We start from the raw sequence: 19,807 nt of genomic DNA, 5'->3' as shown, positions 1-19,807 counted from the left end.
AGCTATTGTCATCTCCACTGCTTACAGCTTTATTATCATCGGTTGTGGGGAATCTAACATGAAGATGGAAGGCAAGGACATCTTGCTGTCCGCATCGGATCTGATGCGCTTCATGGGGTGCGTGCATGCCACGGCGATGGATCTGCGCAGTTTGCGGGGTGAGCGGCTGACGCCAGCTGAGGACACTGAAGATGCGAAGCTCCTTCAGCAATATGGCGATGCGCACGAAGCAAACTACCTCGCCAAGCTACATTCCGAAGGTCGCCGTATAATCGAATTCAGCCGAGACATCGATCTGCGCACCGCAGCGAATGCTACCAGAGAAGCACTCAGCGAAGGCGCGGACGTTCTTTTCCAAGGCGCCCTCCTCTCGGCACAGTGGGGTGGTTGGTCAGATTTCCTCATCAAGGTGGACAAGCCGTCAGCTTTAGGTCCTTTTTCTTATGAAGTGGTCGATACCAAACTGAAGCGGAAGCCCGACCCGAAGCACATCCTGCAGCTTGTTCTCTATTCGGATTTGCTTGCCGAGATTCAGGGAGTCGACCCCGACCAAGCCCATATCGAGCTAGGCAACGGCGAGCGCTTTTCATTCCGGCTTCAAGAATATTCCGCCTATGCCCGTCAGGCGCGTACGCGTCTGGAAGCATTCGTGGCTAACCCGCAGGCGACATCTCCTGATCCGGTCAGGATGTGCCAGCTTTGTCGGTGGAGAGAAGTCTGCAAGAGTTATTGGGAAGATACTGACAGTCTCACTCTCGTCGCCGGGATCGCAAAAGGCCAGCGAGACAAGCTGACCTCGGTTGGCATTTCGACCATGACTGCTCTTGGTCGACGCGAGATGCCGGTGCCGAGGCTTGCCGAGGCGACACTTACGAGGCTCAAAACTCAGGCTCGGCTGCAGTCTGCCCGGCGCGCCGGCGGCCCGCCAGCGTTCGAATTGAAGCCGTTTGACCCAGCACGCGGACTTGCACTGCTTCCTCGGCCGGACGAGGGAGACCTTTTTTACGACATCGAGGGCGATCCATTCTACGAAGATGGCTTGGAATATCTGCACGGCGTCTGGTTCAACGGCGAAGGTGATAACACTTTCCTGGACTTTTGGGCTCACGATCGTGTCCAGGAAAAAGAAGCGTTGCGCCATCTGATGGCATTTTTCGAAGATCGGCTTCGCCGGTTCCCTGGGGCGCACATCTACCACTACGCAGCCTACGAAATTTCCGCGCTGCGGAGACTTACGAGCAGCCACGGGATCGGCGAAGCGCTACTGGATCAGCTGCTGCGGCAAAACCGCTTCATCGACCTTTATCGGGTTGTTTCCGGCGGTCTGACCGCTTCAGAACCGGCCTACTCTCTCAAGAATCTTGAAGTTTTCTACATGGAACAACGCACCGGCCAGGTAAAGACCGCCGGCGGCAGCGTTGTAGCTTATGAAAAATGGCGCGAAACAGGCGACCAGGCGATTCTTGATGAAATCCGAGACTACAATCGTATCGACTGTGTCTCTACGCAGTTGCTTCGCGACTGGCTGGTCTCAGCGGTTCGTCCACACGATATGGAATGGCGGGCTTCTAACGAGGACGGAAGCGGCATCGATTTTGAGAGAGTTGATACCGAGCAAGTGGCCGGCGACCAACTGCGCGAAAGGCTGCAGCCAGTTCGTGATCGGCTGGGGGATCGGATGGCTGACTTGCTGCTTGACCTCGTCTATTTTCACCCAAGAGAGAAGAAGCCTTCATGGTGGTCGATCTTCGACAAGGTCAGCGCCGAATTGGATGAACTCATCGACGATCTCGACTGTCTGGGCGGGCTGAGGGCCGTTTCGTCGAGCTCGAAGATGGGCAGTTATTGGCAGCGAACCTATGAGTTCCCGGAACAGGAGACAAAACTCGATATCGGCGATTGCAATGTCGAATTAGAGGGACTGCCAGTGTCGGTTAGGCTGGTTGAACTCGACCGAGTTCACAACACAGCGATCGTGGCCTTTCCTAGGGGTCGGTTCGACGAAACGCCGATTTGTACAGCGCTCATTCCCTCTGGACCGCTCGACACCCGTCAGATCGAAGGTGCCATCCGACGAGTGGTGACATCCGTCATCCATGACGATCGACATTTCCCGGCCATCCTCGACTTCCTTGAGCGCTCCAAACCTCACTTTACAAGTGACCATCGGCAGCTCACAATCATCGATCCATCTCGAGAAGTCGTCGCCGAAACGGTCAGAGCGTTGGGTGACCTCAATTGTTCAACTATCGCGATACAGGGCCCTCCGGGCACTGGTAAGACCTATGTCAGCTCCCGCACGATTATCGATCTCGCTAAGCGAGGAAAGCGGGTTGCAGTCGCTTCCAATAGTCACAAAGCGATCGACAACCTTCTCTGCGCTGTCATAGACCGAGCCAACGACGCCGGGATCAACATCACGGTCGCAAAGAAGGGTGGCGATGGCTTTAGCGATGAGTACCGGTCGATTTACGTGGCATCCAAAAACGATGACGACCAGCTGCGCTCTGCGTCGGTAGTAGGTGCAACGGCCTGGCTTTTTTCACGGCCAGAATTCGAACAGATGTTCGATTACCTGTTCGTCGACGAAGCTGGGCAGGTTTCGGTGGCGAACATCGTGGCGATGGGGACCTGTGCGAATAACATCGTATTGGTTGGTGATCCGATGCAGTTGCCACAGCCAATCCAGGGTGCTCATCCCGGAGAAAGCGGACTTTCGTCTCTTGAATATCTGCTGGCCGGTCACAATACAGTTCCTACCGACATGGGTATTTTCCTACCCGTGTCGCGGCGAATGCACCCAGACGTCTGCCAATTCATATCCGACATCGTCTACGAGAGCCGCCTCGCCTCAGATGACAGCGCAGCAAAGCAGGCTCTCCTTCTTGATCGTGGCGATCGATCGTCAGGTGTCCATCTTATGCAAGTTCCACATGCGGGGAACAGACAGGTTTCGGTAGAAGAAATTGCTGCGATCCGTAACGAGTTTGATCGCTTGGTCGGAGCGAGGTTTCGCGACCGCGATGGCTTGGAGCGCAACTTGTCGCTGGACGATATCTTGATCGTGGCGCCCTACAACGCACAGGTCAATGCGCTGAAAAGGTCGCTGCCCGCCGGGACCCGTATCGGAACGGTCGACAAATTCCAGGGACAGGAAGCACCGGTTTGCATGGTCTCGATGACGACCTCGTCGGGGGATGAAATACCTCGGGGTGTCGAGTTCCTGTTCAGCCTCAACCGGATCAATGTCGCCGTTTCGCGCGCGCAAGTGCTTGCGCTTGTTTTCGCCAGTCCGCGTCTCCTGGAGGTTCCCTGTAGCAGCGTGCGCGAGATGCGGCTCGTCAACACGGTCTGCGCCTTGCGCGAATACGGTCTGACTCAGGAGCAGCCATCTACCCATTCAGGCGAACGGGCTGCGTGACAGGAATTGACATCCTCCTCTGCTAGCTTGGGCCCTGAAGGAGAATTGGATATACTATGATATACAGGAATCGCGATGAATAAAGACGCCGGCTGGCAAATAATTTCAAGCGAAGCGCACGCATAACCTACTTTTTAACTCACCGGACGCGAGATTGTATTGGAGGTCGAGAATGCTCGACAGAGTCAAAATCGCCATCACTGACGAAGCGATCTATTTCGCCAATACTGGACGCCCGATGGATCGCCTGGGCGTGATCTCCATCTCGAACCAATATCTTAGTACCAAGGCGGAAGGCGCGCCGGTCGACAACTACAGATGCCGGGACGACGAGCTAGCCAGCGCCATCAGCAACCAGCGCTTGGAACTTTACCGTCAGAACCTCAATGACTTAAACGCCCACGTCAACGAGGAAAATGCCACACGACGAGACTACGCGGGGCGCGCTCTTTGGGAGCTGCTCCAGAATGCCGACGATGCTATGGCTCCAGCCGGCAGTCCCTCGAGTGAATTGATCGGGGCAAAGGGGCTAGGCTTCAAGTCCGTTCTGGAGCTGACCGATCGGCCTGAAGTGCATTCAGGACCGTTCCATTTTGCTTTCGATCCGGATCGATCGGCAACTATGCTTGGTAAGCTGGTTGAAAAGCCACCGCGGCTGGTCTTCAGGTTGCCGCATACAGCGCTCCCCGACAAACCGGTCAAAGCGCTTCGCGCTAGGGGCTTTGCAACGGTAATCAAGCTTCCGCACAAAGGCAAGGAAACCCGAGAGGAAGTCGAGCAAAGGCTCCGCAATCTTGCTCCACATTTTCTGCTTCTCTGCCAACACTTGACCTCCGTTGAAATCCAATTCGGCAATGGATCGGCTCGCCTAATGAGCAAGGAGGGCGGAAATCTCAATGGTATGGCCGTCCGAGCGGTTCTTTCGACATTGGAGGACAGCGAGAGCCAAACAGAAGAATGGCGGATCTGGTCGAAGCTTTGGGAGGCGCCGGCCGATGGATCGAAGCGCCTCAGTGCTGCCATCGCCGTTAAGGTGGAAGGAAAAATTGCTATACCGGCCCGCTCGGAAATCCCGATCCATGTCTTCTTCCCAACTCACGAGACTATCTCAGCACCGTTCCTGGTACATGCGGCTTTCGAACTCCGCAGTGATCGCAATCACCTTTTGGCTGGCGCGAAGCACCAGTCGCTGCTTCTCGAGGCCTTAGGCGATCTGGCAAGCCATGCTGCCGCCTTTTTGGAGCCTGCTTCCGCTCTGGAACTCTTCCGACCGCTGGCGAAGCTGCCTGCCGCCAATGTTACTCGGCTCGATCGTAAGATCGAGCGCGCGCTTGGGATAGCAGTCCATGGGACGGACTTCGTGCCCACTCATGGCGGGCGATTTGTAGCACCGGCTAACGCTAGGATTTGGTCTCACGACCTCGTTTCGGTGTTGGATCGCCGGTTGAAGCCGATCAAGGAGGCTCGACTCTGCTCGGCAGCTGTTGTCGAGGCTACATCGGCTTTGCGCGAATTCGGTGCCGAGACCCTGCGGGTCTCCGACTATGCAGAGCTTCTAGGCACTGTAAGCTGCCACACACTCGAGGAGTGTCTCAACACAGCTCGTGTGGTTCGTCATGCCTGCCTTGAGGATGGCTATCTAACGGACAGTGCGTCGGCGCACCTCGTCAAGGCGTCGTTCTGGTTTGTTCACGCCGGCCAAATAAGGCCACTGGCGGATAAGCGGCCGCTGGTTCAGTTCCGCCCAGCCACGTGGCCATCTTGGCTTTTCGTAGACGACCTTCATTCCGATTTTGCAAAAGCGATCTTTGCTTCGGGTGACGAGTTGAAGAAGTGGAGCCCACTGGTCGAGAATCGCCTCTTGGGGGACATCAAAGACGTCATCGCCTACTGCCTCGCGCCTGCCTTGAGCTATTGGTCGGCTAAGGACTGGGACGAACGCGGCTGGGAAGCGCTTGAGACCCTCGCGGCCTGGATGCCAGATCTGGAATGGGCCAAGATCGAACCGTTCATCCCAGGAAAAACGGAATTGAACGACCCGGCGCGTGCTGCGTTGATAGCAGTCGCGCGAGTGCCGTTTGGCTCAAATTGGGTTGCTTCGGCAGATGCCTACGCGAGCGGCGAGGTAGGTGGGAGCCATGAAATGGCAGAGTATTTCCGAAAACAGGAGGGCAGGAACGTCATCGGCATGCCGTCAAAGGCTACCGCCATAGGCAAAGGTCGTTGGCGGGCTCTCCTTAGATATCTAGGGGTTTCTTGGGAGCCAAAGGTCCGGTCGATCGAAAACCTCCAAGATCCGGGCCTTAAATGCTATCCGAGATATTGGTCTGCCATAGATGAAACTTCCCTCAAATACCTGAAATGCGACTGGTACCTGGACGGATTCCCAGATGCCGTTGCTGAAGTGAGCCCACCACGCTTGTTACGAATGATCGAGGCGCTGCAGCCTGCCGTCTCGCAGCTCTCGGCGGCTTACACGAAGGTTTGGGGGGCCAGCCTGACGCACAGGCCCTACCCGTTTGGATCATGTGCAGACTACCAGCTGAAGCGAGAGGCCTATCTTCCTTGTCGACCGAGCTTTACGCACCCAGAGAATCGGGCCGCACCACGCGACCTCTACTGGGCGGATCGTGGGCTCATCGGGATCACGCCAACTCTGGATGTCGGATCATTCCCGTTGGGGGAGCGCTCACGTCTGAAGAAGCTGCTTGTGTCCCAACTCAAGGTTCAGGAAAAACTCCCCGATATATGGGAGCCATGGCTCGATTGGGCAGATAGCCTCGCTGAACACGTCGCGACCGGAGGATCAATCTCGGAGCGAGCCGTCCGCAATTTTTACGAAGAGTTCGTCTCACGCAAATTCGACGATGACCAACCTCGCACGCCAAAGCGGGTGGTCGCAGCAACAATCGACAAGCTGATGGCTGTGCCCACAAAGGAGGTCGTTTGGATCGATAACCCAAAGCTTGCCTCCCACGATGTGCATGCTGCGCTACTCACAACCCAGCCGTTGTTTCTGCCGATGCTCGATCGAGGGACCGGCTCGGTGCAACGGTTGAAGATTAGGAAAGCAAGCGATCTAGTCGCGGTGACCCCAGATTTCCGGGACGGACCGATCGAAATCACTGCGCGCCTCGAGAGCAGGCTCAAATCTCGACGTCGGGCTCTAGCCGCCGTCTGCGAACGGAAAGGAGAAAAATGGGCGGAGCCAGGCATCCTCCGCTCTGTGCAAGGACTGTCTCTGACGCTGACCCTGGCCGGTCAGGTCATCTCGCGCCACTCTGCAGCCGCCTTCCGTATTGACGGCAGATGGTTGATCAACCTTGAAGCCGGTCAATGGGAAGGTCTAGCGACGGCGTGCGCTGACCGGTTTCGCAACTCAGCTGATCTGCGCCTATGGTTCGCACAAATCTTCAAGGCAGGCACCGCTCAGGAGGTAATCGCCATCCTGCAGGAAGGCGGAATCCCGAGTTATCGTCTTCAGGAATTGAGACTGGCCGATGATGAAGTGTCGGATTCTGAGTTTGCGCCGCGCCTGGCCGAACCGTTGGTGCCTGGAGCGCCGCCGGAACCTTCCCTCGGGATACCTGGGAAAGTTGGCCTTGGCTCTGAGGGAGGGGACGGGGACGGGGACGAGGACGACGACAGCGAGGGAGTTGGGCAAGGTCGAGATTACATTTCCCAAGGAGATCGAGGCACGAAATTAGACGAGCGTCCGTTGCAATTTCCGTCCGCCGGTGTCCGCGCGGGTTCCGCACGATCCGCCTTTCTGCGTAAGCGCCCACTCTACGAGGGCGGCGTCGACTTGCGCGGAGGCGGCAATCCAGGACGCGCAATCGCTGCTCAAGTCGCCGCTCGAGCACGAACGCTGGGGTATGAGGGTGAAGAGTGGTTTGCCAGGCGTCTCGAGGAGACCATCGCCGTCGGCTGGATCCCCACCTTCAACGTTCGGGACGACGCACTCCGCGAGAGCGACGTCGTACTGTCGTCGGATCGTGCCGAATGGCACATTGAAATCAAGACTCTATCAACCGAACGCATCTATTGGTCCGAACTTGAGTGCCGGAAGGCACAGGATAATCCCAAGCGATATTTGATGGCCTTGCTCGTCCCCGACGCTACATCAGGCTTCAGGGTCTGTTGGTGCTGGGACCCACTCAAGGACCTTCTCGCATGTGAGCGACGTGTCGATTGGGTCTGGGCTGCTTCTGATCCTGGCCCGCCACTATCCGCAAACTCTTGGAAGCCGCTCAGCGGCCTGAAGCGCCCGGAGCGGCCGCCGGACCGGATGAATTTTGCCATCCGCATCCCCCAGGCATTCCTTGATATTCTGCCGCGCGAGAATAACGATTTGCAGCTTCTGTGGGGTCGACTGACCGGCACCTCGGAAACAGAAGCCGCCGAATAATCTCTCGGGTGCAGGGACACCATAAATCTGGGACCCAACCGTCATCGGATCATCATTTCACTGTGCGCAATGCGTTGAACACTAACCTGTGGCAATTCGGCCTTTAAATGGAAGGCTACATGACAGAAATTGGCATCCCCCTCTCCTACCTTTCAGATGGAACAGGAGCGAGGAAAGATCGTGTACACGCACCACGCAGAAATTCGTTGTCGGCAAAGGGGCATCAGACCTGAAGTTGTAGAGGCCATACTCGCCTACGGACGGAGAAAGCGCCGGCGCGGGGCCGATGTATGTTTCATGGATGACGAGGCAAGATCTCGGGCTAAGGAGGAGCTAGGGCGCCGGTACGCGAAGCTTTCCGATCGACTGAACACCTACCTTGTGTTGAGCGACAACGACGAGATCATTACGGCTGCCAAGAGACATAGGCGAATGAAATTCTAGGTTCCAATTAGTTACACCAAATCGGCGGGCGCAAGAATGAACGATATCGAGCCTTCTGGTCTCCTACCCCGCCTCTACGAACGGGACATTGACGTACTGCTGCAGGAAGAGCTTCTGTTCAACTCGTCAGTCCGCCGGCTCGTCGCGGAAGCGCTGAAGCTGCCGCAGGTCATGGATGTTCAGGACTGTCAGCTATCTGTAGTCGATCATTCCGGCGAGACTGACGTAATGGTTACGTTCTCAGTTGGATCGCGGAGATGCGCCCTATTGATCGAGAACAAGATTGATGCCTCGTTTCAGCCAAGGCAGCCAGAACGTTATCGAGAGAGAGTTGCTACGCTCGTGTCCCCTGGTGGCCCCTTCGACGCCGCCTTTTCAATGCTGATCGCTCCGAAAGACTATTCTCGAGATGGGGATCCGAATGTGGCTTCTTTCGACGCGGCAGTCTCTTACGAAGATATCGCCTCTGCAGTGGAAGCCGACGGAGCGCCCCGCTCTTATCATCGGGCGAGGCTCCTTCGACGGGCGATCGAACAGGCACGAAGCATGTACATTCTCGTCGAGGCGCCCGCCGTCACGTCTCTTTGGGACCGAATTTTCCAGATTGCGAACACTGAATATCCGATTCTCGACATGAAGAGACCGGGCGGCAAAGGTAGCAATTCCAATTGGGTAGTATTCAAAGGGACCCTTCCGCCGAAAGTCACGATCGACTGGAAAATCAAGAAGGCGACAGTGGACCTTTCATTCTGGCCAGGAGCTTTGATAATACCGCCGAGTTCCGTCGACCTGACAGCGCTTGCCAACGTCGCGCTGAGCAATCCTGTCCTGCGCGATCTCGGGGCAACAAGGGTGATTACAATGCGAGTTTGCAGCCCGCCGGCAAACTTTGTAGAGATGAATGATGGCCTGATCCGAGAAGCGCTCAATACTGCTATGGCTTTGCATGGATTTTACGAGGATCTAGAAGAACAAATTCGCCCGACAGCTCGTACCTAGCCGAATTGCAGACAAACATTCTGGAGGTGTGATTTCGACCAGGATCGCTGTCGTCAGGAGCTCCTGCGCCGTGTGGCTCCCCCAAAGCTAGGAGTGGCGACTCTAAGCCGATTCGAGAGCATTATCGGTTCCGATCTGCATCATTTGCTTGCGTTCCCACAATGCAGAGACTTAATTCAATCACAGGGTAGGTTGGGGAACGGAAGTGGGATGGGCATCACTTGGATCTATGAGGACAGCCAAGAGGCTATTTACTCCAACACTGAAGTGGTTCCGCCTCCCGGTGGTCGGGCACCTCTCCTTTTTATCTGCCCGTTCTGCGATGCCGCTTATCCAGATTTTCCTGCCATGCAGCGGCACGCGTCGAGCGAACATCGATTGCAGCGGCCGGCCCTCCTGTGGAACGGATATGAAGTTGGCGTCGATCGTAAAATTGTCTCGCAGGGGTCATTTGTCGTCACCAACTGCACGAGTGCATTCGTTGCAATCGACGGCGCTGCCGAGAAGCCGATACTGGCGAGCGAACTACCGGCCGTCCTGGACGCGGCAGTGGATTCTTTTGTCAGGGTCCGGCTCGAGAATCGGCCCGACAAAAAAATGGCGCCCGCCGTGTCGGCGTATCGCCTGGAATTTCGTGTCGCCGATCAGACTTCGCTTGCTGGAGTTGAAGAGGCTTTTCGCCATCACATTATTCGGTCTTCGCCTACACCAGATATGATTCGGGTGTTCCTTGAGGATCCACGCTGCGCCGGTGTAGCGAGCGAATATGCCACAGGCCTCTATGCGTATGTTCATGCCCTTCTGCTGAAGGAACGGTTGAACGACGGTTCCCTATTCTCCGCCTACGCGATGCATTCGGAACGCTTCGGAGAGGCACTTCAAAAGCTGGAGCAAGTGGAACGCAAGCTCGCATCGATGATCTGCACGATCGTGCGACTAATGCGGAACGATATCTCGGGGCGCGCCGGTGCCTCTCCGGGAAACATTGGGATTGCGTATGCCATGTTGCGCGGACCGACGGAAATAGCGTCGATGAAGCGTTTCGACGGCTCGACGCGAAACGAGCGCCTGTGTCCGGTCGACCACGGTACAAGTCGCATAATTGCCCTGGCCTGCCGAATGGCCGCCGCCGAACGCTGGAGCGACCTGTTGGAAGACGAATGTCGTTCATTCGCGGCTAGCGATATTCTCCCTATTGATGATAGGCGAAAGGTATTCGCCTACTGGGCTGTGACCGCATTGCGACTCGGTAGGCGGAAAGCGGCACGTTATCCGCTCCAGCAAATTGCAAACATTTATCCCTTCGATCAGTGGGCTGCGGATGCGCTCGCAGAAAATGGGCAGGACGTCGAATGAGTGGAGATCAAATCGACCCGAGCGGTCAGGGTAACCCGCGGGGTGAGCCACAAGGCGATAAGCATCCTAAGGACGCCCAGTCGTCGCGTGACACGGAACCGCAGAAAGAAGGAACAGCTACTCTTTCACGAAAGGCAGGTCCGCCCTCCAACAACGATTCAGCATGGACAAACCAATCCATCCTTGAGGAACCTAGCGGCGGGGGAAGTCTTTCGGTTCCCGACGATGCGAAACCTATAGACGCGCATGCCGAAAAGGATGCGGACGAGACTACGGTTGAGCCGAGACTGCAAGTATATTTTGGACCGAACGCTGTTCAGGTTGCAGCGTTCGTTAGGGCGCTGAAGGCGGCGAAGCTTCGCAGGTTCGATCCGGACGATATCAGGATCGCCGAGGCGGCTGTCGCTGAGAACGACAAAGAAGGCTCGCGGCTCTGGCAGCTTGTCACCCACGCGTCGAGTTTGAGGCCGGTTTCCACATGGGGCTGGCCGTTCATCCATGATCGAATCAACGCATTGGTCGGAGCGCAAGTTAACCTGAGCCAAGAGTCGCCATCTCGGATTTTGAGTTATGTCATCACCGCCATTTCCGATGCGCTTCTCGGGGAAAGCCGGCAACATGCAAAGCGTGCCGAGAATGATCTACGACTTGCAATTGCTTGGCTCCTCGAGCGCCGTAACGCGGATGTGACTGATGTTGTCGCGCAGATCTACCACCTCTTCGTCGGCGTTGAAGGCGATGTAGAAGGGCGTGTCCGAAGAGCGGTGTCTATTGGTAGCAAGGCTGAACTTCAGGCAAGTATTGCGGCTATCCATCTCATCAACGACCAGATACGCGCTGCAAAGCACGAACGCGACGTCGAGCGGCGTGAGAGGTTTGACCTAAAGGGTGCATTGGATGAGCTACGAGAGCGGACGGCTCGTGACAAAGAGGCGATTCATCGCTTGGAGGATGAAAAGGCCGATCTAGAGCGACAGCTCGAAGAAGAAAGAACGAAGGCGGAAAGCGATAGGAGGCACCACGCTCATTCTTCCACCCAGAGACAGGCTGACGTCACCACGTCTTTGCAAAGAGTGAAGGGGCTCATTGTAGACGCTGCCGAGGCCGTCCAGATAGCTATGAAACGAGCCGACGAAGGAAGTCTGCGAGGACTTCAGGCCGCGGAGAGGCGCATTATTTCCGCGATTGACGCAATAACGGGGATCGGCAAATGAGTGGTCAGATTTTCGGAATAGATTTCGGAACAACAAACAGTTTGGTGACGCTCATTGACGAACAAGGTCGTCCGATCCCATTGGTCGAAATAGAGACCAACAGGCCGCATCCGTCGGTACTCTGGTATCGCGGAAGCGAAATCGTCGTCGGACGCCAAGCTCGCAGTTACCTCGACATCACCTCTGAAGGCGCCCCTCCGGGTTTCGTCAGGTCACCCAAAATGGCACTGCGCCAAGATAGCGCGATATACGTTGATGGCCTCGTCATCGATCCATGTGACGCAATAGCCGAGGTCTTGAAACATTTAGTCGCAGACGCCGCCAAGGCGCGCGGTGGCCGCGCTGGAGAGACCGTGACGAAAGCAGTGATGACGATACCGGTTAATTTCGGCGGTCCGCAACGCAGGGCCTTGCGCATGGCGGCAGCGAAGGCCGGCATTGGTGTCGTGCAGTTTGTTCACGAGCCAGTGGCTGCACTCTATGCCCACCTGCGATCAAAACCGAACATGGATCGCGAAATAGCACGCTACGAAGACCGAACGATGCTTGTCTTCGATTGGGGCGGCGGGACGCTCGATCTCACTCTTTGTAGGATTCGAGATGGCATGATCCTGCAGATCGATAGTCTCGGCGACAATGAAGTCGGCGGCGATCGCTTTGATGAGAGGCTGCGCAATCTTGTCCGTGAGAAGCACGGTAAATCGTGGAAGTTGGCCGACGTAGTTGCCCTAGAACGTCCCGGCATGGCAGCTCGGCTTCTGAACCAATGCGAGAACGCCAAAATCGATCTCTCTGATCCGGACAAGGAGAGCACGGACTTTATCATAGACGGGTATCTTGAGGCAGACGGCCCATCCTCAGATCTCTTGGAAGGCATCACCCGCGATGAACTGAATTTTCTATCAAGGGATCTTGTGCTGCGGGGCCTCGGCCGTATCGACGAAATTCTCGACAGATCTGATCTACAGACAAGAGACGTTGAGTTCTGCCTCGCCACGGGTGGAATGGTAAACATGCCAGCGATTCGAAACGCCCTTGCGGAGAAATTCCCAGGGCGGTACCGGGCACCAGCAAATGGCGACAGGATAATCTCGGAGGGGGCCGCATGGATCGCCGCGGACGGTCTTCGGTTGTGTCTTTCCAAACCGATCGAGATACTTAGCGCAGATAGCACCGGGCGTGGAACGTATCAGAACTCTCGTCGCCGAAGGCACGGCACTACCGATCGAAAACGCTACGCATACGGTAACGAATTCTCGACTGTACTGCTTGGATCCCCGAGAGGGGGTGGCTAGCATTGAGTTCGCAAAGCCCCGGTCTCCTGGAACGCCACGGCCCTCGGACAAGAGGACGACGCTACAAACTCTTGTGGTCTTGGTTGATCCTACAGCTCGTCCACTTATCGAACGTATCATCTGCGACCTTACAATTGACCATGACTACGTCGCCAAGGCGAGCCTTCGATCAACGGCAAGAGGCGATGTTCGTGAAGCTGAGTTTCACGATCTCGATTTCGCACTTGCCCTTCCTCATAGAGAACGCGATCCTGCGAAACGCTCCGACAACCCTAAATCAGAGAAATCGAACGGGTTAGCGACTGGGCCGACACTGATCGCGGCGGGGTCGGTCAACATTGTTCAGCGCACAAACATCGTGTTTTCGCCCGGCGACGATAACCGTGTGGATGCCTTCTGGAGGCTTGTGCCTGGCGATATAATTGGCGAGTACCAAACGAGCTATTTTGATGTCCGCAGCGCACAGGCAACGTCGAGGCAGCACGAGGAGCGCGATTTCTATCAGCCATGCGCTTCATGTAGGCGATTGCTGACCGAGATCAAAGCGGTTGGACCTATCGAGGCCTGTCGTGGGAGGCGGTGCGGAGCATCGCTGCCTTTGCCGGCAGGTGCTTCTACGCACCAGGCCGACTCGCCTGAAGCGGCAGCTTCCGCAGCATCCGCCTGACGATGCACGATCTGCCATTCACTCAGACCGAGGGAAGACGGGGCGCGAGACGCTTTGTTGTCTCAAGCACTCCCGATCGTTCGCTCTTCAGCAGCCGTCGTCCTCGCGAACGCCCTCAGTGTGAAAATGGTGTTTCACACTGAGACCCCTCCTTCAATGCCGGGAGGACTCCCGTTTTGGGGTGTCGGCTGCCAAACCGATTTTCCTTTGCCGACATCCCGTTCGCCTCCAGCCTGGCAAGTGGCGCCTTGTCGAAACCCACTTTCCGCCGAGACTCGCCGACATTTCGTCGAATTGGGACGAGTCGGCCTGAAATTCGGCTTCACAGCCGATGACTTCATGCCAAGCAAGCGGTTGCGACCCGGCGTAAAGACGGCAATCCGGCGCGGGAATCGACGAACTAGGCTTCCGCCCGCTGCATCTCCCGACGGCTGATAGCAACACGCCGCATGGCAAGATTTCGGTACGAGGGCCATAAGACGTGCCGCCGACGTAGGCAGTTGCTCGATAAGACGCGAGCGGCTACGTGTGCGTCGGGAGGGTTTTGACTTTGGATAACAACCTCGATCTGGAATGGCTGCTGAAGATCCGTACCTGCATTGCGCGTTGCGGTGAGATGGACGTGGGCAAGTGGTGGAACACCGACGGTCAGCTTGGGTCCTACGGATCGAAGATGCTGAGCCGAGGTTTTCCCAGGACCCACCATTTCGCTCAAGCAAGGTCGGTATTTGCTGTTGCCGCCCATCGCTGCTCCCAAGTCTTCGACCCTCCGCATTGCGCAACGTTCTGGCATTTGTCCGACGCGATCGAAGATGAGTTCGATGCTCGATGGGAGGGTTGGCTCGACGATGCTCCCGTTTGGGCGCCATTCTTCGACCAGATCGCGGCCATCGACACAGCAGACGCTCGCATCGTCCTCACGCGCCTTGAATTGGTGACTGATGAGGAAGTCGCAGAGGCAGCTACCCTTCGTCGTTCAAACGAAGGCAAGTCGGTACAACTTCCGAGCCTGTTTGGACGAGACCGGCGGTCGGTCGCGCTTCTTGGCCTCGCCTTTTCACTGTCCGCCATTGGCGACCTTTCTGTACCCTACGCCCGCATGGGTTCGGAATGACCGCTCCGACCATCTTCTCCCAACGCCTGCTTCGAAAGGGACCTCTTGTCGAGGAAACCTATCGGCTATTCGCTGGCTGGGACCTTTCAGTCGCGATGGAGGACAATCTTGCACAAGGACTCCGCGGAATTTTCCGCAGCCTCGGCTGGGAACGAGAGGTTGTCACCACTATCAGCCGCCGCCTAAAGCACTTCGATCTGCTGATGCCGCTAGTAGTGCTGGCAGAACGCGGTCTGCCGTTGTTGGACTGGCGCGATTGTTGGCGCCTGTGGATTGGAGCAACCGAGCAGCCTTTTGGGCGCTTTGCGCTGGATTGGCTGTATGACGAGTACCAGTCCGGGAGGTACCACCTTAATTCCGAGGACGTCCGCGAGCTGGCCAAAGATGCCTGGGCTGCCCAAAACCCGCAGAAGCCTCTGTCCGACTACGGGGTTCAGCGCACAGCTCGCGATCTCCTCAAGACGGCTGGAGATTTGGGGATGCTATCGGGGAACGGGCCAATCAAGACCTTTGCGCCCATTACCATGTCGAACGACGTCTTCTTGTTTTATGTCCACCAAATCGCCGGATTCGAGGGCACTTACACCAAAGTACCAAGCAGCAAGTATTGGCGATTGGCCTACATGGGGCCGGAAGATGTTCACCGAACACTGCTTCGCCTGCACCAATACCGGAAACTCGATTATCAGATTGCGGGAACATTCGTTCAACTCACGCTGCCGCAAAAATCGGCGCTGGGCTTTGCCGAAAGTATCACCTCATGACTGATTTCCAGATTCGGCTCACCCGTGACCTCGAACCCATCCTCAAGATGGTTGACCCTCGCGAGAAGATCGGTGCCTACCACGACATGCCTTACGCGATCTTCCAATATGATCCATCGCAGGAGCTGGCGTTGAGGGCTGCGGTCACCGGCCTACAAACACGTCTCGATCTCGCTGGAAAGCGCGTGGTCAGGATTTCCCTTGCCGATTGCCTGATCGAGGCGCTGCAGTCGGAGGGCGAACTCAGCGAATGGTTCGATCTAGAAAAGCGTTTTGGAGTCGACAAGACCATCGAGGATGTTCATGCCCTCCTGGCGGAACGCATGCCCCTCGTGGATCTAGTTGCCAACCGCATGCCACCCGACCCCGATCCCAAGAAGGATGTCGCGCTCATCGTGCGTACCGGTGCCCTGTTCCCGGTCTACCGCACGTTCTCGCTGCTCGAACAGCTCAAGGGACGTGTCGAAATCCCAACAATACTATTCTATCCGGGCGATCTCGACGGCGCCGCAGGCCTTCGGTTTATGGGCGTACTCGACGCCGAGCACAATTATCGTCCGAAGATTTTTTGAGGGTTTCCTTGATGACGCAGATATCGACGCTTTTTGCCAACAACATTGATCGCAAGATCGAGGAAGTAATCAAGGTCGACCAGGTCGCGGAGGAGAGCATCGCGGCGGAAATCGACGAGTATGTCGTCACCGATGCGATCAAGCGGTATTTCGTCGAGGTGATGGAGGCTTACCAGCAGACGCCGCAGAAGCCGCACGAAGGCATCGCGATCTGGGTGTCTGGTTTCTTCGGGTCCGGCAAGTCATCCTTCGCCAAAAATCTTGGTCTCGTCGTCGAGAACCGCAGCGTTCTGGGTCAACCGGTTGCTGATCGCTTCATCGCCCGGGCACATGACCAGAAGCTCGCGGTCGTCCTCAAGACGATTAACGAGCAGATCCCGACCCACACTGTGATCTTCGACGTCTCGACCGACCGCGGCATTCGTAGCGGCAACCAGATGCTCAGCGAGATCATGTACCGACTGTTCCTGAAAAGCCTGGGTTATTCGGAAGATCTTGATCTGTCCGAGCTTGAGATCAATCTCGAACAACAGGGCAGCTTCGACCATTTCAAGGCAACCTTCCAATCCGAGATCGGCAAGGAATGGGACGTCGCCAAGAAGCGCCTCATGTTCGCGACCAGCGAGGCCAGCAGCACACTTCACCGGATGCAGCCAGGGACGTATTCGTCTCCCGACAGCTGGGCCAACGTGGCCAATAACAAGACCGACATATCGCCAGGCAAGCTCGCCGACCGTATTGTCGAATTGATGGCCAGGCACCGACCCGGTCAGTCGCTGATGTTCGTGATCGACGAGGTCGGACAGTTCGTCGCGCGGGACGTGCAGAAGATGCTCGACCTGCAAGCGGTTGTTCAGCAACTCGGCGTCAAGGGGCGTGGCAAGCACTGGATCGTGGTGACGTCCCAGGAGAAGCTCAACGAACTGGTGAGCGGTCTCGAGAACTCGAAGATCGAGCTCGCCCGCTTGATGGATCGCTTCCCGCTGCAAGTGCATCTCGAGCCGTCTGACATTTCCGAGGTCACGAGCCAACGTGTGCTGCTGAAGTTGGGCAGTGCAGAACAAGAGCTCGGCGCACTCTACGAGGTCAATCGCGGCCGATTGGTGCAACACACCAAGCTTAGCGCCGACATTACGCTGCCCGAAATTGACCGTCAGTCGTTCATCGACCTCTATCCGCTACTGCCGTATCAGATCGATCTCATCATCCAGATCGTCTCCGGCCTGAGGACACAAAGTGGTGCCAGCAAGCACGTTGGTGGTGCCAACCGCACCATTATCAAGCTCGCCCAGCAGCTCCTCGTTCATCCCCAGACCCGTCTCGCGGATTCCGAGGTAGGGGCCCTCGCTCGCCTCGATCAAATCTACGACTTGGTCGAGGGCAATATCGCTTCAGACATTCGCGCCAAGATTGCGCTGATCCCGTCCAAAATATCTCATCCCCTGGCACCGGCAGTTGCCAAGGCGGTTTGCCTGCTGCAATTCGTCAGGTCCGTGCATCGTTCTGCCGAAAACATTGCTGCTGCGCTGCATGCCAGCGTCGACGGTGACTCCCGGCTGGCCGAGGTTCGTGAAGCACTTGCTCTGCTGGAGAAGGAGCTGTTCGTACGAAACAAGAAGGACGGCTATCAGATTCCCACTCCCGCTGAGGACGACTGGGATCAAACCCGCAATTCGTTCGATCCCAAAGTGGGGGACACCAATCGGATTTATGCGCAGACGATCAACAGCTTCTGGTCGCCGGCGCCAGTGTTCAATCTTGGCGACACCAAGCAGTTCAAGGCCGGGTTGATGATCAACGGTAGGTCAGAGGTCGGCGGCGACATCACCTTCAACATCCAGATCGCCGAGGATGCGGCGACAGCGGCCAAGCTGGCAGAGGAACTTCGGGTCCGGAGCCAGACTGAACCCACTTCCATCTTCTGGGTTTTCACGATCGATGGCGATATCCAGCGCGAGGTCCGCGAAACGTTCCGCTCGCAGCAGATGATCGAGAAGAAGGGCCGCGATATGACAACTGTCGATGGCGCTGCTCTGATTGGAGAGGAAAAGCAGCGTCTTCGTCGACATGAGGACGAATTGAAGCGCCGGCTGCGGGCCGCCGCGCTCTCCGGTCGGATGTTCTTTCGTGGGAACGATCGCAGCCCAGATAGCTCGGCCACCGACGTTGGTAAGACTGCGTCGGCGACGCTTGGTGTCGTGCTGCCGCTGGTTTACGACCGATTCTCGGAGGCATCGGCAAAGTCCGTCGATGTGAAGAAGGGGCTCGATTCCCTGTTCGTCGCCGAGAATCTAAACGGGCTTCCAGCCGTGTTTTCCCAGCTTCGTCTGCTACGGGATGAGAATAGCAAGCCGACCTTCAAGACCGACGTCACGCCGCTCTCGGAAATCCTTGCCCAAATCGAAGCCCGCGCCAACTATGGCGAGCAGGCAACAGGCAAGTGGCTGGAAGACGAGTTCTCGAAAGCTCCGTTTGGTTGGGACTTCGAGGTACTCCGCCTGTTGGCATTGTCACTGCTTCGTGCCGGCAGCATAGAAGCCGTCTCCAAGGGAGTGACCATCGACAGCGCCACAAGTACCCAGGCGAAGGATTCGTTTGGCAGTAACAACCTGTTCAGGTCGACTAATTTCCGGCCCAAAAAAAGCATCGACAAACGAGTACTCATCGAGGCCGACGAGAACTTCAAATCGACTTTCGGTACCGGCTTCAAGGAGATCTCGCAGCAGGCCATCGCTGCCGAAATCCGAACCGAGGTCGAACGCCACGAGGACGCCATCAGCACGGTCATGAGCACCTTGCAGGTGCATGGCTTGCCCGGCGCCAACGTGCTTGAGACCGCGGTCAGCGAGATCAAATCCATCCGACGCGGGAGCGAGGAGAATGCGATCACCACCTTCAACGCCAGCCATCGCTCCGTCAAGGACGCGATCAGACGGGCGGCAGACCTATCGAACGCATTAACCGCGCCGGCGCTTCAGGACCTGGACCGCGCCAAGCGGGTGGTTGTCACCGAGCTTCTTGTCCTTCGAGAGGAGTCCGATATCGACGAGGCGATCTCGGCCAAGGGATCGGAACTCGTGGATCGGCTCAGCAAGGAGACGTTCTTCCGCGAGATCGCGGCGATTGAGCAGGCCGCGACCGTTATCCAGTCAGAATACGGGAAGCGCTATGGCGCTGCCCTCGACGGTCGCATCAGCGCTTACGTGGACGCGCTGCAGCTCCTGACTCAGACGCCCGGTTGGGAGCGGCTGACAGAGGCACAGCAGGAGCAGGTGTCGAAAAACCTTCGCCAGTCTGCGGACCGCAACTTCAACAATCAAACAATTCGTCATCTTCGATCTGAGACCGAAGCGTGCGAGGGGCGGCTTTCCTCGGCGATTGAGCGAATTCATCAGATCCTGGAAGGCGAGCGGCTTGCGACAGTGTCAGTTTCCAAGTTCTTCGCAGGCGGCATAGACAATGAAGAGCAGCTCGAGCAGGCGCTGACGGGGGTTCGGGAGGAGTTCACCAAGCTCCTGGGAGCCGGCAAGAAAGTGATCGTGCGGTAAGTCAG

General features: G+C 56.8%; 10 protein-coding genes. All 10 read left to right on the top strand.

Annotated features, from left to right (window positions below):
* Positions 1–58 precede the first annotated feature (58 nt).
* The 10 genes from AC3EMP_RS19530 (at position 59) to brxC (ending at position 19,802) form a co-directional block, all read left to right on the top strand.
* Complete coding sequence (locus AC3EMP_RS19530) at positions 59–3,421, top strand: TM0106 family RecB-like putative nuclease (RefSeq protein ID WP_488494656.1); 3,363 nt, start codon at positions 59–61, stop codon at positions 3,419–3,421.
* A gap of 172 nt (positions 3,422–3,593) precedes the next feature.
* Complete coding sequence (locus AC3EMP_RS19525; protein WP_488494655.1) at positions 3,594–7,829, top strand: hypothetical protein; 4,236 nt, start codon at positions 3,594–3,596, stop codon at positions 7,827–7,829.
* A 480-nt stretch (positions 7,830–8,309) separates the two neighbouring features.
* Positions 8,310–9,272 carry a hypothetical protein gene (locus tag AC3EMP_RS19520; RefSeq protein WP_352712504.1) on the top strand — a complete coding sequence of 321 codons (963 nt, stop codon included), beginning with the start codon at positions 8,310–8,312 and terminating at the stop codon, positions 9,270–9,272.
* Positions 9,273–9,482: 210 nt separating this feature from the next.
* The gene (locus AC3EMP_RS19515; RefSeq protein WP_352712506.1) at positions 9,483–10,628 is read left to right on the top strand and encodes a hypothetical protein; all 1,146 of its coding nucleotides are present in this window, start codon (positions 9,483–9,485) and stop codon (positions 10,626–10,628) included.
* Positions 10,625–11,842, top strand: a complete 1,218-nt coding sequence (locus tag AC3EMP_RS19510) for a hypothetical protein (protein WP_352712508.1) — start codon at positions 10,625–10,627, stop codon at positions 11,840–11,842. The genes AC3EMP_RS19515 and AC3EMP_RS19510 overlap by 4 nt, the downstream gene beginning before the upstream one ends.
* Positions 11,839–13,137: an Hsp70 family protein gene (locus tag AC3EMP_RS19505; protein ID WP_488494654.1), complete on the top strand. Its 1,299-nt coding sequence runs from the start codon at positions 11,839–11,841 to the stop codon at positions 13,135–13,137. The genes AC3EMP_RS19510 and AC3EMP_RS19505 overlap by 4 nt, the downstream gene beginning before the upstream one ends.
* Before the next feature lie 1,217 nt (positions 13,138–14,354).
* Entirely contained in the window at positions 14,355–14,918 is a 564-nt protein-coding gene (locus AC3EMP_RS19500; protein ID WP_352712511.1) for a BrxE family protein, read from the top strand.
* Positions 14,915–15,682, top strand: a complete 768-nt coding sequence (locus AC3EMP_RS19495; protein WP_352712513.1) for a hypothetical protein — start codon at positions 14,915–14,917, stop codon at positions 15,680–15,682. Before AC3EMP_RS19500 ends, AC3EMP_RS19495 begins: the two co-directional genes overlap by 4 nt.
* Entirely contained in the window at positions 15,679–16,254 is a 576-nt protein-coding gene (locus tag AC3EMP_RS19490; protein WP_352712515.1) for a BREX protein BrxB domain-containing protein, read from the top strand. Before AC3EMP_RS19495 ends, AC3EMP_RS19490 begins: the two co-directional genes overlap by 4 nt.
* An 11-nt stretch (positions 16,255–16,265) precedes the next feature.
* Complete coding sequence (brxC, locus tag AC3EMP_RS19485) at positions 16,266–19,802, top strand: BREX system P-loop protein BrxC (protein WP_352712516.1); 3,537 nt, start codon at positions 16,266–16,268, stop codon at positions 19,800–19,802.
* The last annotated feature ends 5 nt before the right edge of the window (positions 19,803–19,807 follow it).

Source organism: Mesorhizobium sp. P160219 (assembly GCF_057786095.1).
Note: the sequence above shows the minus strand (reverse complement) of the source record. Positions and strands in the feature narration are given on the sequence as shown.

Excerpts from the sequence above, each read along its gene's own strand:
- AC3EMP_RS19530 (WP_488494656.1), top strand. The coding sequence starts at position 59 with ATGAAGATGGAAGGCAAGGACATCTTGCTGTCCGCATCGGATCTGATG.
- AC3EMP_RS19525 (WP_488494655.1), top strand. The coding sequence starts at position 3,594 with ATGCTCGACAGAGTCAAAATCGCCATCACTGACGAAGCGATCTATTTC.
- AC3EMP_RS19520 (WP_352712504.1), top strand. The coding sequence starts at position 8,310 with ATGAACGATATCGAGCCTTCTGGTCTCCTACCCCGCCTCTACGAACGG.
- AC3EMP_RS19515 (WP_352712506.1), top strand. The coding sequence starts at position 9,483 with ATGGGCATCACTTGGATCTATGAGGACAGCCAAGAGGCTATTTACTCC.
- AC3EMP_RS19510 (WP_352712508.1), top strand. The coding sequence starts at position 10,625 with ATGAGTGGAGATCAAATCGACCCGAGCGGTCAGGGTAACCCGCGGGGT.
- AC3EMP_RS19505 (WP_488494654.1), top strand. The coding sequence starts at position 11,839 with ATGAGTGGTCAGATTTTCGGAATAGATTTCGGAACAACAAACAGTTTG.
- AC3EMP_RS19495 (WP_352712513.1), top strand. The coding sequence starts at position 14,915 with ATGACCGCTCCGACCATCTTCTCCCAACGCCTGCTTCGAAAGGGACCT.
- AC3EMP_RS19490 (WP_352712515.1), top strand. The coding sequence starts at position 15,679 with ATGACTGATTTCCAGATTCGGCTCACCCGTGACCTCGAACCCATCCTC.
- brxC (WP_352712516.1), top strand. The coding sequence starts at position 16,266 with ATGACGCAGATATCGACGCTTTTTGCCAACAACATTGATCGCAAGATC.